The 13,016-nt window shown below is 69.2% G+C and carries 13 protein-coding genes and 1 riboswitch; of the genes, 8 read left to right on the top strand and 5 right to left on the bottom strand.

Annotated elements, in window-relative coordinates; all coding sequences use genetic code 11:
• The first annotated feature begins 79 nt into the window (after positions 1-79).
• On the top strand, positions 80-1,216 hold the full coding sequence (locus MNQ95_RS09630) for a PilT/PilU family type 4a pilus ATPase (protein WP_162408431.1): 1,137 nt from the start codon (positions 80-82) through the stop codon (positions 1,214-1,216).
• A gap of 39 nt (positions 1,217-1,255) precedes the next feature.
• Here the strand turns inward: MNQ95_RS09630 and maiA are convergent, their stop codons facing one another.
• Positions 1,256-1,939, bottom strand: coding sequence for a maleylacetoacetate isomerase (gene maiA / locus MNQ95_RS09625; protein WP_162408432.1), 684 nt, complete (start codon positions 1,937-1,939; stop codon positions 1,256-1,258).
• Positions 1,940-2,033: 94 nt separating this feature from the next.
• Positions 2,034-3,032: a fumarylacetoacetate hydrolase family protein gene (locus MNQ95_RS09620; protein ID WP_162408433.1), complete on the bottom strand. Its 999-nt coding sequence runs from the start codon at positions 3,030-3,032 to the stop codon at positions 2,034-2,036.
• A gap of 388 nt (positions 3,033-3,420) precedes the next feature.
• Here MNQ95_RS09620 and MNQ95_RS09615 point away from each other — a divergent pair, with 388 nt between their 5' ends.
• From MNQ95_RS09615 to MNQ95_RS09605, 3 genes are all read left to right on the top strand, one after another.
• Positions 3,421-4,791 (top strand): DEAD/DEAH box helicase, encoded by a 1,371-nt coding sequence (locus tag MNQ95_RS09615; protein WP_241952725.1) that lies wholly within the window; start codon positions 3,421-3,423, stop codon positions 4,789-4,791.
• Positions 4,792-4,874: 83 nt separating this feature from the next.
• Positions 4,875-5,228 (top strand): 6-carboxytetrahydropterin synthase QueD, encoded by a 354-nt coding sequence (gene queD / locus MNQ95_RS09610; protein ID WP_241952724.1) that lies wholly within the window; start codon positions 4,875-4,877, stop codon positions 5,226-5,228.
• Between the two features lie 225 nt (positions 5,229-5,453).
• Complete coding sequence (locus tag MNQ95_RS09605) at positions 5,454-5,843, top strand: phasin family protein (protein WP_241952723.1); 390 nt, start codon at positions 5,454-5,456, stop codon at positions 5,841-5,843.
• A 174-nt stretch (positions 5,844-6,017) separates the two neighbouring features.
• Here MNQ95_RS09605 and bioD read toward each other — a convergent pair whose 3' ends face one another.
• Together bioD and MNQ95_RS09595 are read right to left on the bottom strand one after the other, a co-directional pair.
• Positions 6,018-6,683, bottom strand: a complete 666-nt coding sequence (gene bioD, locus MNQ95_RS09600; RefSeq protein ID WP_241952722.1) for a dethiobiotin synthase — start codon at positions 6,681-6,683, stop codon at positions 6,018-6,020.
• Positions 6,676-7,443, bottom strand: coding sequence for a TMEM175 family protein (locus MNQ95_RS09595; protein WP_241952721.1), 768 nt, complete (start codon positions 7,441-7,443; stop codon positions 6,676-6,678). The genes bioD and MNQ95_RS09595 overlap by 8 nt, the downstream gene beginning before the upstream one ends.
• Positions 7,444-7,538: 95 nt before the next feature.
• On the opposite strand from MNQ95_RS09595, the gene MNQ95_RS09590 reads away from it, so the two are divergent.
• From MNQ95_RS09590 to btuB, 3 genes are all read left to right on the top strand, one after another.
• Positions 7,539-8,027 (top strand): GAF domain-containing protein, encoded by a 489-nt coding sequence (locus MNQ95_RS09590; RefSeq protein ID WP_241952720.1) that lies wholly within the window; start codon positions 7,539-7,541, stop codon positions 8,025-8,027.
• Positions 8,024-8,416, top strand: coding sequence for a TfoX/Sxy family protein (locus MNQ95_RS09585; protein ID WP_241952719.1), 393 nt, complete (start codon positions 8,024-8,026; stop codon positions 8,414-8,416). The genes MNQ95_RS09590 and MNQ95_RS09585 overlap by 4 nt, the downstream gene beginning before the upstream one ends.
• 108 nt (positions 8,417-8,524) lie before the next feature.
• Positions 8,525-8,765, top strand: a riboswitch (cobalamin riboswitch).
• 121 nt (positions 8,766-8,886) lie between these two features.
• On the top strand, positions 8,887-10,725 hold the full coding sequence (btuB, locus tag MNQ95_RS09580; protein ID WP_241952718.1) for a TonB-dependent vitamin B12 receptor: 1,839 nt from the start codon (positions 8,887-8,889) through the stop codon (positions 10,723-10,725).
• 451 nt (positions 10,726-11,176) lie between these two features.
• Here btuB and dinB read toward each other — a convergent pair whose 3' ends face one another.
• On the bottom strand, positions 11,177-12,268 hold the full coding sequence (dinB, locus tag MNQ95_RS09575; protein ID WP_162408441.1) for a DNA polymerase IV: 1,092 nt from the start codon (positions 12,266-12,268) through the stop codon (positions 11,177-11,179).
• A 232-nt stretch (positions 12,269-12,500) separates the two neighbouring features.
• Between dinB and fabA the strand changes: the two genes are divergently transcribed.
• Positions 12,501-13,016 carry a 3-hydroxyacyl-[acyl-carrier-protein] dehydratase FabA gene (fabA, locus tag MNQ95_RS09570; protein ID WP_162408442.1) on the top strand — a complete coding sequence of 172 codons (516 nt, stop codon included), beginning with the start codon at positions 12,501-12,503 and terminating at the stop codon, positions 13,014-13,016.

The following is a 13,016-nucleotide window of genomic DNA, read 5'->3' as shown; positions in this document are numbered from 1 at the left end:
GCCTGCGGCGCGCATGCAACGGCACCGCGCGGGCCAGACCGGGAATCGACAAAAAACGAGCAGTGGGGATCGTCGCGCAATGGATATCGGCTACTTTCTGAAGCTGATGACCGAGAAGAACGCCTCGGACATGTTCCTGACCACCGGGGCGCCGGTGTACATCAAGATCGAGGGCAAGCTCTACCCGCTCGGCAACACCGGGCTGCCCCCGGGCATGGTCAAGAAGATCGCGTATTCGCTGATGGACGAGGGCCAGGTGCCACAGTTCGAGCGGGAGCTCGAGCTCAACATGGCGATCGCCCTGGCCGACGCCGGCCGCTTCCGGGTCAACGTCTTCAAGCAGCGCGGCGAGGTAGGCATGGTGATCCGCGCGATCCGCAGCGTGATCCCCAGCATCGAGGACCTCAACCTCCCAGACGTGCTGAAGGACATCATCATGACCCCGCGCGGGCTGGTGCTGTTGGTCGGTTCCACCGGCTCGGGCAAGTCGACCTCGCTGGCCTCGATGATCGACTACCGCAACAGCAACACGACCGGGCATATCCTCACCATCGAGGACCCGATCGAGTACCTGCACAAGCACAAGAAATCGATCGTCAACCAGCGCGAAGTCGGCCTGGACACGCACGCCTTCCACAACGCGCTCAAGAACGCGATGCGCGAAGCGCCGGACGTGATCCTGATCGGCGAGATCCTGGACGCGACCACGATGGAGGCGGCGATCGCCTTCGCCGAAACCGGCCATCTGTGCCTGGCGACGCTGCACTCCAACAACGCCGACCAGACCATCGAGCGCATCCTCAACTTCTTCCCCGAGAGCGCGCACAAGAACGTGCTGATGAACCTGGCGCTGAACCTGCGCGCCGTGGTTTCGCTGCGCCTGGTCAAGGGCCTGGACGAGCGCCGGATCCCGGCCACCGAGGTACTGATCAACACGCCGATGATCCGCGACCTGCTGCGCCGGGGCCAGGTGCACGAGATCAAGGCGGCGATGGAAGGTTCGCTGGAAGAAGGCATGCATACCTTCGACCAGTGCCTGTTCCGGATGGTCAAGCAGGGCCGCATCGAGCAGGAGGAAGCGCTGCGCGCGGCCGACTCGCGCGACGGCCTGGCGCTCAAGTTCCGCCTGTCCGAGGGTGCCGATGCCGAGCACGACCCCTACGCCGACGTGAACGCGATACCGGCCACGCCGACCATCACCCACGGCTTCACCTAGGTACCAGCCTGGCGCGTGCCGGCCGGGGCGACCCCAGGGTCACGCCCCCTTCGGCGCATCCGGCTGGGATTCGGGCGCCGCCTGGCGGAACGCCGGCAACACCTGGCAGGCCTGCTCGATCCGCGCCAGCGTCGGCCATTGCGCCACTTCCAGCCCGAAGCGCCGCGCGTTGTACAGCTGCGGCACCAGGCAGCAATCGGCCAGCCCGGGCGCGTCCCCGTGGCAGAACGCACCTGTGGCCGGATCCTCGTCGACCAGCGCCTCGAATGCGGCGAGTCCATCCACGATCCAGTGCCGCACCCACTCGTCGCGCTCGGCCTGCGGCACGTTCCAGTGCTGCTCGAAGAACTGCAGCACGCGCAGGTTGTTGAGCGGGTGCACGTCGCAGGCGACCAGCTGTGCCAGCGCGCGGACCCGGCCGCGCTCGCGCGCGGTGCCGGGCAGCAGCGCCGGCGTGTCCGGCCAGACCTCCTCGAGGTACTCGAGGATCGCCAGCGACTGGCGCACCGCGCGGCGACCATGCATGAGCAACGGCACCAGCTGCTGAGGATTGAGTGCGGCGTAGTCGGCCGCGTGCTGCTGCCCACCATCCTTGAGCAGGTGCACAGGCACGGTCTCGAACTGCAGACCTTTCAGCGCCAGGCCTATTCGCACCCGGTAGGCGGCGCTGGAGCGCCAGTACGAATACAGGTGCAGGCCTTCGTCGGTGATCCTGTCCAACATGCGCCTCCCGGGAACGACCGTTCCGCGCGCACGATAGCGCGGCCTGCTCCACCTGCCACGGCCGCCGGTCGCGGCCGCGACACCGCCTGCCGGTTCAGGCCGCGCCGGGAGCCGGCTGCCGCTCGATCCGCTGCTCGATCGCGCCGAACAGGCTACGGCCCTGGCGATCCAGCATCTCGATCCGGACCGTGTCGCCGAACTTCATGAAGGGCGTGCTCGGCTTGCCATCGCGCAGCGCCTCGACCGTGCGCCGCTCGGCGAAGCAGGACGCGCCGCGCGAGACATCCTGGTTGGCGATCGTGCCGGAGCCCACGATCGTGCCGGCCGCCAGCGGGCGGGTCCTGGCGGCATGGGCGACCAGCTGGGCGAAGTCGAACTGCATGTCCTCGCCGGCCTCCGGCGCGCCGAACCACTCGCCGTTGATATGGGTCAGCAGTGGCAGGTGCAGCTTGTTGCCCTGCCAGGCCCCGTCCAGCTCGTCTGGCGTCACGAACACCGGCGACAGCGCCGAGCGCGGCTTGGATTGCAGGAAGCCGAAGCCCTTGGCCAGCTCGCCCGGGATCAGGTTGCGCAGGGAGACGTCGTTGACCAGGCCGACCAGCTGGATGTGGCCCGCCGCCTGTTCTGGCGTCACCGCCATCGGCACGTCGTCGGTAATGACCACGATCTCGGCTTCCAGGTCGATCCCGTGGTCCTCGCTGGTGACGCGCACCGGGTCGCGCGGACCGTAGAAGCCGGCGCTGGTGGCCTGGTACATCAGCGGATCGGTGTAGAAGCTCTCCGGCACCTCGGCACCGCGGGCGCGACGGACGCGCTCCACGTGCGGCAGGTAGGCGCTGCCATCCACGAATTCGTAGGCGCGCGGCAGCGGCGCGGCCAGGCTCGCCGGATCAAGATCGAAGGCCTCGGTCGCTTCACCCGCTTCCAGGGCAGCCGCCAGCGCGTTCAGCCGCGGCGCCGCGCGCTGCCAGTCGTCCAGGGCCTGCTGCAGGGTCGCGGCGATGCCCGAGGCCCGGACCGCGCGTGCCAGGTCACGCGAGACCACCACCAGGGTGCCGTCGCGGCCGCCTTCCTTGAGGGAACCAAGTTTCATGGCGGCATGCACTCCTTCGGGCTGGGCTGGCGATTGTACGGATTCGCGTTCATGGTTTCATTGGAAACATTGGCTCCCCACCCGCATCCGCCCCGCTGCCGACCTCGTTCGCCTCGCCTAGCTGAACGGATGGCTCGGCATCCTCCCCATTCATGGCGTAGAATCCGCGCCCTGATAGCTAGCGGCCGTCCGTTTCCCTCCGGGACCGGCAGCGTCGGTTCACCCCGACGTCCGCCCCACTCCGACGCCATTCGCAGCCATCGGGCCGGACATTCCGGCCGTATACCCTCTCGCAGCGCGGTTCACGGGAACGCTCCGAGCCACTAGATCGAATATCGATCCGCCCGCCGACACCTGTCCGCGGGCTGTTGCCATGGAGTTTTCCAAGATGTCCTTCGAGTCGCTGGGCCTGGCGCCCTTCCTCCTGCGTGCCCTGTCCGAACAGGGTTACGAGAACCCCACCCCGATCCAGCAGCAGGCGATCCCGCTCGCGCTGGCCGGCCATGACCTGCTCGCCGGCGCGCAGACCGGTACCGGCAAGACGGCCGCGTTCGGCCTGCCGCTGCTGCAGCACCTGGGCACCGCCCCGCAGAGCGTGGGCCAGGGCCCGCGCAAGCCGCGCGCCCTGATCCTGACCCCGACCCGCGAGCTGGCCACCCAGGTGCACGACAGCCTGCGCGGTTATGGCAAGCACCTGCGCATCCCCAGCGCGGTGATCTACGGCGGCGTGGGCATGGGCAACCAGCTCGACGCGCTGCGCCGCGGCGTGGACCTGGTGATCGCCTGCCCGGGCCGCCTGATCGACCACATCGAGCGTCGCAGCGTCGACCTGTCCGGGATCGAGATCCTGGTGCTGGACGAGGCCGACCGCATGCTCGACATGGGCTTCCTGCCCTCGATCAACCGGATCCTGGCCAAGCTGCCCAAGCAGAACCGGCAGACGCTGCTGTTCTCGGCGACCTTCCCCGAGAGCATCAAGACGCTGGCGATGGAGTTCATGCGCAACCCGCGCGAAGTGCAGGTCACCCCGCAGAACACCGTGGCCGAGAAGATCGCCCACCGCGTGCACCCGGTCGACGGCGGCCGCAAGCGCGAACTGCTGCTGCACCTGCTGGCGCAGGATTCGCGCGTGCAGACCCTGGTGTTCGCGCGGACCAAGCACGGCAGCGACAAGCTGGCCGGCTTCATCGAGAAGTCCGGCATCCAGACCGCGGCGATCCACGGCAACAAGAGCCAGGGCCAGCGCATGCGCGCGCTCAGCGACTTCAAGGCCGGCAAGGTCAAGGTCCTGGTCGCCACCGACATCGCCGCGCGTGGCATCGACATCGACCAGCTGCCGCGGGTGATCAACTTCGACCTGCCGATGGTGGCCGAGGACTACGTGCACCGCATCGGCCGCACCGGGCGCAATGGCTCGACCGGCGAGGCGATCTCGCTGGTCGCCCAGGACGAGGCCAAGCTGTTGCGTGCGATCGTGCGCATGCTCGACCGCGACATGGACATCCGCGACGTGCCGGGCTTCGAGCCGCAGGTGCCGATCCGCTGGGGCAACAGCGCCCCGGGCAAGGCCGAGCAGCCGAGTGGCGATCGCGCACCGCGCAAGCCGGGCGGCGGTCGCGGTCGTCGTCCGCACGGCGGCGAAGGCCAGCGCCATGCGCATGCCGGCCCCAAGTCCCACACCGGCCAGCGCGACGGCGCACGCAAGCCTGCCGACGGCCGTGGCCGTGGCGGCGGTCCGCGCCGGGACGCGCAGCGCTGACCTGATGTCGCAGTGGCCGGGCGCGAACGCGTCCGGCCCGTTGCGTAGTATCGACCCGCATTCCCGTTCCACCGGATCCCGCCATGGACATCTTCAAGGTCTTCACCCTGGAGGCGGCGCACCGCCTGCCCAACGTACCGGCGGGGCACAAGTGCGCGCGCCTGCACGGACACTCGTTCCGGGTGGAGATCCACGTCTCCGGCGAGGTCGACCCGCAGAGCGGATGGGTGATGGATTTCGCCGAGATCAAGACCGCGTTCAAGCCGCTGTACGAGCAGCTGGACCACCATTACCTCAACGATATCGATGGCCTGGACAACCCGACCAGCGAACGCCTGGCCGCCTGGATCTGGGCTCGCCTGAAGCCGGCATTGCCCCTGCTCAGCGAAGTGGTGGTGCACGAGACCTGCACTTCGGGCTGCCGCTTCCGCGGCTGAGGCCTGCGCTCCCGGTTCCAGGGGCCCTCCCAGCACCTGGCTGGCGCAAAAATCCGCCCCTGGGGACCCGTCCCCGGCCGCACAGCTTCCCGGACACCTGGATATCTATCTGATATTTCTCGAATTAATCGAGACAGGAAAATAATTCCCGAAAGTTGTTGCAACGCAACAAAGACGGGGCTATGCTGCGTCGCACCATAGAGGCAAATCCTCACGGAGTCCGCCATGTCCTACCAGTTCAATGACCAGTTCAGCGCCTACACCCACCAGTTCGCCGCCGTTGCCGCGCGCTTGAACCGGCTGGCCCTGGAAAATGCCGAGACCGTATTCGGTGTGCAGCTGCGCACGCTCGAAAAGAACGTCGATGCGACCACCAGCTTCCTGGGTGAGCTCGTCGAGGTCCGCGACCTCGAGTCGTACAAGACCCTGGTGCCGAAGGGCCTGCAGGTTGCCCGCGACAACGCCGAGCGCGTCGCCGCTGCCGGCCAGGAAGTGTTCGGCCTGACCCTCAAGACCACCGAGGCGTTCGGCCAGCTGGCCAAGAGCCAGTTCGAGGCGGCCACCGAGCAGGCCCAGGCCACCGTGGCCAAGGTCGCCAAGGCCACCAAGCGCTGATTCCAGCGCGGTAATGCTTCAAAGAATTTGCGCGGCTCCCCTCCCTCCGCGCAAACCCAGACCCGGCAGCTCCCTCCCGCTGCCGGGTCTTTTTTTTTGCGTCGTCATCGGCCAAGGTCGCCGCCGGGGTCGCCCGTCCTGCGCTCACGCATGCCGCCAGGCGTGGCGAGGGCGCTAGGGCAAAAGGATCCGGTGGGCCAGCTCCGCGGGCTGCGGGTCCGCCATGGGCGGCAGGTACCCCAGGCGCGGGGCCGGCAGGCGCGCATCGAGCAGGGCCAGGTTCTCCTCGCGGCATGCCATCAGCGGGTCGACTCCGCAGGCGATCCAGCCGGCCAGTTCGCAGCCGTCCGCGCGGATCGCGTCCGCGGTAAGTCGCGCGTGGTTGAGGCAGCCAAGCCGCAGCCCGACCACCAGCACCACCGGCAGGCGCATCGCCCTCACCAGGTCACGCTGGTCCAGCGTTGCCGACAGTGGCGCCGCCCAGCCGCCCACGCCCTCCACCACCACCATGTCCGCATGCGTGCTCAGGCGCGCGAACGCGGCCAGGATCGGTTCGGCGGTGACTTCAATGCCGGCCGCACGCGAGGCCAGCTCCGGTGCCAGCGGCTCGGGCAGGGCGAACGGATTGAGGTCTTCGTAGACCGGGCGCGGCTCGCTTGCCGACTGCAGCGCCAGCGCATCGGCATTGCGCCAGCCACCCGGCATCGATTCGCAGCCGCTTGCGACCGGCTTCATGCCGACGGCGCGCAGGCCCCGCGCACGCGCGGCATGGAGCAGCGTCGCGCTGGCCAAGGTCTTGCCTGCGCCGGTGTCGGTACCGGTGACGAACAGACTACGCATTCACCGCTTCCTGGACCGCCACGCCGCCCAGCCGGCGCAATGCCGCGCGCCGACCCAGCATGTGCACCAGCCCCGTCAGCGAAAGCAGGAAGTACAAAGACCCGGGAATGGCCACCTGCCACGGCGCGGCATGCGCCGGCAGCAGGAGCACCACGGTCGCCGACAGCAGCCCGACCGCGCAGAAATAGACATAGGCGGCCACTTCGCCCGCGGCCGTGGCCGCAGCGCCGTCGTCCAGTCCCAGCCGTGCGCGCCGGCACCACGCCAGCAGGTAGAGGCCGCCCATGCATGCGGACATCGAAGCGAAGGCGAGGCCGTAGAACACGAACACGAACGCGATCTGCTTGGCGCCGGTGATGTTGGAGAGCGGCATCGGCAACCAGCCGCCGCTGATCCACGCGAAGAACGTGCCCAGCAGCAGGCGCAGCGGATAGACGTAGACCAGCACCAGGAACACCAGCAGGAGGCTGAGCAGCGTCGCGATCGCGCCATCGAGGCGGTAGTTCCTGCTCCAGCGCACGTGCGCGTACCAGAACAGCGCCAGCAGGGCGAAGCCGGCGGCGAAGGCCGGGACCTGCTTGAGCGCGACCAGCAGGGACTCGACGCTGTCGGGGATGCGCTCGGCGGAAATCACCAGCAAGGTCACCGCGAAGGCGAACGCGGCATCGACGAACGCCTCCAGCCGCGTCGTGCTGCCCCCGCGCCAGCCGTTGTTACCCGGGTCCGTTTCGTTGTCCACTGCGGCACCCCCCTGCGTCATGGCGGCGATGATAGACCGGCCATGCCGGGCGGGCGCCACGGGCCCTGGCCACGCCAGTGGACGGGAAGAGCGGCCATTGGGTTTAGAATCGGGCCATGTCCTTCTCCGCCATTCCCCTCGACGGCAGCAAGCCGGAGCAGTACGCGCAGCTGCTCGGCCAGGCCCGCGCACTGCTCGCCGGCGAGCGCGACCGCATCGCCAACGCGGCCAACCTGTCCGCGCTGGTGTCCCACGCGCTGCCACAGTTGAACTGGGTCGGCTTCTACTTCTACGACGGCACCGAACTGGTGGTCGGCCCCTTCCAGGGCCTGCCGGCGTGCGTGCGGATCCCGCTGGACAGGGGCGTGTGCGGCGCTGCGGCGAGCACCCGCCAGACCCAGCGCGTGGCCGACGTGCATGCATTCCCCGGCCACATCGCCTGCGATTCGGCATCGCGCTCGGAACTGGTCGTGCCGCTGGTCGACGCGGACGGCGCACTGCTCGGCGTGCTCGACCTGGACAGCCCCGTGCCGGACCGCTTCGACGCCGACGACCAGCGGGGCCTGGAAGCGATCGCCGCCGCTTTCATCGAGGCACTGCGGTGAGTACCGCGCAGTTGCGCAACATCGGCCCGAAGAGCGCAGCCTGGCTGCGCCAGGTCGGCCTGCGCAGCCCCGAGGACCTCGTCGCGGCAGGTGCGGTGCATGCATTCCTGAAGGTCAAGCGCGCCGGCTTCAAGCCCAGCCTCAACCTGTTGTACGCGCTGGAAGGCGCGCTGCTGGACTGCCACTGGCACGACGTGCCCGAGCCGCGCCGGGCACAACTGCTGGCCGAGCTCGAAACCGCAAGCGCCGCATTGCCGCCGCCACGCGGCAAGCCGGTCGGCGGTCCGGTGACCACCGCGTTCTATGGCGACAGTGGCGAAAGCACCGATGCCTCGCCTGCCTCGGAATCGCCTGCGCCCGAGGACGACGGCGGCAACCGCTTTACCTGATCGGCCCGTCCGGGCGGATCCGCCCCATATCCCCGCGCCACGCCACATAGCTGCGGTCCGGTGACCTGGATCAAGCCGGTCGCGGACGCGCGCGGGTGCCGATGGCATACAATCCCGGCCCTGCAAGGTGACCTGGCCGGCGACCGCCGGACGGGTTGAAACGGGAAGCCGGTGCGTCCACGGGTGAAACCAGGACAAGGCCGGCGCTGCCCCCGCAACGGTAAGCGACCGCAACGCGCGACATCCGCCACTGTGCACGGCACGGGAAGGCGTCGCCGCTGGAGTCCGGCATTGAAACGCCGGTTTCCCGATCGCAAGCCCGGAGACCGGCCTTGCGGAACCCAGGTTGCGATGCGGAGGGCATTGCGGCGTGCCGACGCCGCGTGGCGTCTGTCCGCTCCGTGCATCCTCCATTCGCGACTCCCCAAACTGGCGCCGGGTGCGGCGCCACGCACGCATGGAGTTGCCCGATGACGTTCCGCCCGCTGACCACCGCCGTCGCCTTGGCGCTGGCCCTGCCCCTCACTGCCTGGGCCGACCAGGCCACCGACCTCGACGAGGTGCTGGTCACCGCCACCCGCACGCAGATCGCCCTGCGCGACAGCCTGTCGCCGGCCCAGGTCATCGGCCGCGCCGAGATCGAGCGCAGCCAGTCCACCTCGCTGCAGCAGCTGCTGGCCGGCCGCGCCGGCATCAACCTGACCAACACCGGCGGCATGGGCAAGCAGACCTCGCTGTTCCTGCGTGGCGCCGGCTCCAACCAGCTGCTGGTGCTGATCGACGGCGTGCGTATCGGTTCGGCCACCGCCGGCTTGCCGGCGCTGCAGGACCTGCCGGTCGAGCAGATCGAACGGATCGAGATCGTGCGCGGCCCGCACTCGAGCCTGTACGGTGCTGATGCGATCGGTGGCGTGATCCAGATCTTCACCCGTCGCGACACCGGCGCCCTGCAGCCGCGCGCGATGGCCGGGATCGGAAGCAACAACCTGCGCGAAGCCAGCGCCGGCCTGGGCCTGGGCGGCGAGCGCGGATGGTTCGGCGCCGATTTCGCCTTCCTGCGCACCGACGGCATCAACGCTTGCGATGGCACCGCCGCCGGCTGGGGCGCCGGGTGCTTCGCCGACGAACCGGACCGCGACGGGTATCGCAACCGCTCGGCCAACCTGCGCGGCGGCAAGCTCGGCGAGGCCTGGACGCTCGAGGGCACCGCGCTGCGCGCCGAAGGCTACAACCACTACGACGGCAGCTGGGCCAACTACTCCGAGACGGTGCAGCAGGTGTTCTCCGGCAAGCTGCGCTTCGCACCCTCGACCGCGACCGCATTCCAGGCCACCGTCGGCCGCAGCTACGACGAGTCCGACGACTACGGCGCCACCGGCTTCGTCGGCGGCCTGGAGACACGTCGCGACCAGGCCTCGGTGCAGGGCGATTTCATGCTGCGCGAAGGCCAGAACCTGACTGCCGGCCTTGACTGGCTGGACGACCACATCACCGGCAACACCGCCTATGACGTGGACAGCCGCGACAACACCGGCGTGTTCGCCGAATACCAGGGCCGCTTCGGCGCCCAGCAGCTGCAGGCCGGCCTGCGCGGCGACGACAACGAGCAGTTCGGCAGCCACACCACCGGCAACCTGGGCTGGGGCTGGCACTTCGATGGCGGCCTTCTGCTGTCGGCGCGCTACTCCACCGGCTTCCGCGCGCCGAGTTTCAATGACCTGTACTACCCGTACTACGGCAACCCGGACCTGCAGCCGGAAGAGTCGAAGGACCTCAACCTCGCCCTGTCCGGCCAGGTCGATGCGTGGCGCTGGACGCTGGACGTGTTCGAGAACCGCGTCGACGACCTGATCAGCTTCGATTCGGCCACCTTCCTTCCCGGCAACATCGACACCGCGCGCCTGCGCGGCGGCGAGCTGACGGTGGCGACCACGTTCGCCGGATGGGACCTGGCCGCGCAGTACAGCCACGTCGATCCACGCAACCGTTCCGAAGGTCCCAACCGCGGCAACCTGCTGCCGCGCCGCGCCCGCGATACCGGCCGCGTGGACCTGGACCGCGATTTTGGCGCGTTCGCGTTCGGCACCACGGTCAACGCCGCGGGCAGCCGCTTCGACGACGCCGCCAACCTGGTGCGCGTGGGCGGCTATGCGACCCTGGACCTGCGCTTCGAGTACGCCCTGGGCAGCGACTGGACCGTACTGGCGCGGGTGACCAACCTGTTCGACCGCGACTACCAGCTGGTGGACTGGTACAACCAGCCCGGTCGCGAGTACGGCCTGAGCGTGCGCTGGCAGCCGGCACGCTGAGCGAGGGCGCGAAACCCGGCATCGCGACGATGCCGGGTTTCCGTACGACGGCGCAGCGATGCGGGGGCGCATCATTGCGCTGGTGGCCGCGGCCGCGCGCTGGCCCTTGCCTGGACTGGTCGGGTCGTCCCCACGAATCATCCCGACGCCCACCAGCCGCGCCCTCGTGGCCGCCGCGCCAAGCCTGCTGCGAACGCCCAGCAACCACTGGCGCCACACGTTCGACGTGCGCCGCGGCAGCGACACGCACGCCCATATCCCGTTCACCGAAGCGCCGGCGCGGACTTCGAAGTCGAGGGCGATACCCTGCTGATCAAGGTCGTCCACGACGACGGAGCCGGCATGGTGCGGCTGCGAGAAGTGAGCGGATCGCACTGCGACGCTTCGCCCGCGACGAGACCCTGGATTCCCACTGGCAGGCCCGGGTCGGCCGACCGCTCGAACGGCACGGTCAGTCCGCGGCGAACAGGTCGGCCTGGGACGCGACCTCCTCCGGCTCGCGGAAGCCGGACAGGCCGACGCCAACCAGGCGGTAGCGCGTGCCCGCCGGCATCGCCACCTTGGCCCGCAGCGCCAGCGCGATCGTGGCCAAGGCCTGCGCCGAGTCCGGTGGCGCATCGGGCGTGAGGCTGCGGGTCAGGATCCGGAACTGGGCCGTCTTGAGCTTGAGCACGACGGTACGGGCGACCCGCCCGGTCTTGCGCGATGCCTGCCACGTCTTGTCCGCCAGCTGCCGGATCGCCGGTTCCAGGGCGTCCAGCGGCAGGTCTTCGGCGAAGGTGTCCTCTGAGGAGACCGACTGCACCGGCTGGTCCGGCTCGACCGGCCGCTCGTCGATGCCGCGTGCGCGCCGGTGCAGCGCGGCGCCGAAACTTCCGAAGCGCCGTTGCAGTTCCTCCAGCGACAGTGCGCGCAGGTCGCCAACCGTGGCTATGCCCAACGCTTCCAGCTTGCCCTGCATCACCTTGCCCACGCCCGGGATGCGGCCGACCGGCAGCGGGGTCAGGAACGTCTCGACCTGGCGCGGACGCAGCACGAACAGGCCATCGGGCTTGTTCCAGTCCGAGGCGATCTTGGCCAGGAACTTGTTCGGCGCCACGCCGGCCGAGGCGGTCAGCGCGGTCTCCTCGCGGATCCGCGCGCGGATCGCCTCGGCCACGGCGGTGGCGCTGGGCAGGCCGGACTTCGCCTCGGTGACGTCGAGATAGGCCTCGTCCAGCGACAGCGGTTCGACCAGGTCGGTATGGGCCAGCATGATTTCGCGGATCTGGCGCGACGCGGCCTTGTAGCGGATGAAGTCCGGCGGCACGAACACCGCGTCCGGGCACAGCCGCTCGGCCCGCAGCGCCGGCATCGCCGAACGCACGCCGTATTTCCTGGCCTCGTACGAGGCCGCGCACACCACCGAACGCGCGCCGCGCCAGGCCACCACCACCGGCCGCCCGCGCAGCGAGGGGTCGTCGCGCTGCTCCACCGACGCGTAGAAGGCGTCCATGTCCACGTGGATGATCTTGCGCGACGGCTGCGGAACTTCGGGAGGCATGCCCGCCTATTGTGCCGGCAACCCCGGCGGACGGCCGTGCGTGCGCCGGGCCTGCCGTCCGCGCCGGTACACGGCGTCGGCTTGCGGGCGGGGCTTCCCGCGCAGCAGCAGCGGGCCTTCGCGCGGCGCACGCCGGAGACGCCCACGCGAACAGACGCCCGCGTATGTCCAACATTTGATTGAAACAGTATTTCTCGGGCACCATTTAACGCTTTTCCTGCCCGGAACCCCCATGACTCGCGCCTCCTCGTTCACCCGCGAACAGCTGGTCGCCAGCGGTCGCGGTGAACTGTTCGCCTCCGGCGACGCCCGCCTGCCCGCCGACCCGATGCTGATGTTCGACCGCATCGTCGAAATCAACGACGACGGGGGCAAGTACGGCAAGGGCTTCATCCGCGCCGAACTCGACATCCGCCCGGACCTGTGGTTCTTCCAGTGCCACTTCATCGGCGACCCGGTGATGCCCGGCTGCCTGGGCCTGGATGCGATGTGGCAGCTGGTCGGCTTCTACCTGACCTGGCTGGGCGCGCCCGGCCGCGGCCGCGCACTGGGCTGCGGCGAGGTCAAGTTCACCGGCCAGGTACTGCCCAAGGCCACGCTGGTCACCTACGAGATCGACATCAGCCGGGTCATCAACCGCAAGCTGGTGATGGCCCAGGGCGACGCGCGCATGCTGGTCGACGGTCGCGAGATCTACACCGCCAAGGACCTGCGCGTGGGCCTGTTCACCTCCACCGAGGACTTCTGA

This window comes from Pseudoxanthomonas daejeonensis (assembly GCF_022637495.1).
GTDB classification, from domain to species: domain Bacteria; phylum Pseudomonadota; class Gammaproteobacteria; order Xanthomonadales; family Xanthomonadaceae; genus Pseudoxanthomonas; species Pseudoxanthomonas daejeonensis.
The sequence above is the reverse complement of the archived record's forward strand: the minus strand, read 5'-3'. Positions and strand labels throughout refer to the sequence as shown.

What these genes read in the sequence shown, in the direction of transcription:
- MNQ95_RS09630 (WP_162408431.1), top strand. Translation starts at nt 80, where the DNA reads ATGGATATCGGCTACTTTCTGAAGCTGATGACCGAGAAGAACGCCTCG.
- maiA (WP_162408432.1), bottom strand. Translation starts at nt 1,939, where the DNA reads ATGTTGGACAGGATCACCGACGAAGGCCTGCACCTGTATTCGTACTGG.
- MNQ95_RS09620 (WP_162408433.1), bottom strand. Translation starts at nt 3,032, where the DNA reads ATGAAACTTGGTTCCCTCAAGGAAGGCGGCCGCGACGGCACCCTGGTG.
- MNQ95_RS09615 (WP_241952725.1), top strand. Translation starts at nt 3,421, where the DNA reads ATGTCCTTCGAGTCGCTGGGCCTGGCGCCCTTCCTCCTGCGTGCCCTG.
- queD (WP_241952724.1), top strand. Translation starts at nt 4,875, where the DNA reads ATGGACATCTTCAAGGTCTTCACCCTGGAGGCGGCGCACCGCCTGCCC.
- MNQ95_RS09605 (WP_241952723.1), top strand. Translation starts at nt 5,454, where the DNA reads ATGTCCTACCAGTTCAATGACCAGTTCAGCGCCTACACCCACCAGTTC.
- bioD (WP_241952722.1), bottom strand. Translation starts at nt 6,683, where the DNA reads ATGCGTAGTCTGTTCGTCACCGGTACCGACACCGGCGCAGGCAAGACC.
- MNQ95_RS09595 (WP_241952721.1), bottom strand. Translation starts at nt 7,443, where the DNA reads ATGACGCAGGGGGGTGCCGCAGTGGACAACGAAACGGACCCGGGTAAC.
- MNQ95_RS09590 (WP_241952720.1), top strand. Translation starts at nt 7,539, where the DNA reads ATGTCCTTCTCCGCCATTCCCCTCGACGGCAGCAAGCCGGAGCAGTAC.
- btuB (WP_241952718.1), top strand. Translation starts at nt 8,887, where the DNA reads ATGACGTTCCGCCCGCTGACCACCGCCGTCGCCTTGGCGCTGGCCCTG.
- dinB (WP_162408441.1), bottom strand. Translation starts at nt 12,268, where the DNA reads ATGCCTCCCGAAGTTCCGCAGCCGTCGCGCAAGATCATCCACGTGGAC.
- fabA (WP_162408442.1), top strand. Translation starts at nt 12,501, where the DNA reads ATGACTCGCGCCTCCTCGTTCACCCGCGAACAGCTGGTCGCCAGCGGT.